We start from the raw sequence: 437 nt of genomic DNA, 5'->3' as shown, positions 1-437 counted from the left end.
GGCGATCTCCAACGCTGAAAACAACCACAACCTCGACATCGACAGCCTGGTCGTGGCCGAGGCCTACGTGGGCAAGAACCTGGTGATGAAGCGCTTCGCCGCCCGCGCCCGCGGTCGCGCCTCGCGCATCGAAAAGCCGTTCTCCGAGATCACCATCGTGGTCCGTGAGCTGAGCGAGGCCGCCTAATGGGACAGAAAGTCAATCCGGTCGGTCTGCGCCTTGGCGTCAACCGCACCTGGGACTCCCGTTGGTTCGCCGACGGTCAGGACTACGGGCGCCTGCTGCACCAGGACTTCAAGCTGCGTAAGGCGCTGAAGGCCCGCCTCGGCCAGGCCGGCGTGTCGCGCATCATCATCGAGCGCCCGCACAAGAAGTGCCGCGTCACCATCTACGCCGCTCGTCCGGGCGTGATCATCGGCAAGAAGGGCGCGGACAT

At 65.2% G+C, this 437-nt stretch carries 2 protein-coding genes; both read left to right on the top strand.

From position 1 onward, the window contains the following. Positions 1-187: large ribosomal subunit protein uL22 (locus tag AACY08_RS29940; protein ID WP_339472704.1), on the top strand; the 187-nt coding region annotated here is incomplete at its 5' end. After that, positions 187-437 (top strand): KH domain-containing protein (locus AACY08_RS29935; protein WP_339472703.1); only part of this gene is annotated, 251 nt, incomplete at its 3' end. The genes AACY08_RS29940 and AACY08_RS29935, both read left to right, overlap by 1 nt.

Source organism: Pseudomonas sp. EL_65y_Pfl1_R83 (assembly GCF_963970695.1).
Taxonomy (GTDB): Bacteria; Pseudomonadota; Gammaproteobacteria; order Pseudomonadales; family Pseudomonadaceae; genus Aquipseudomonas; species Aquipseudomonas tritici.
This window is presented reverse-complemented; position numbering and strand designations above follow the sequence as displayed.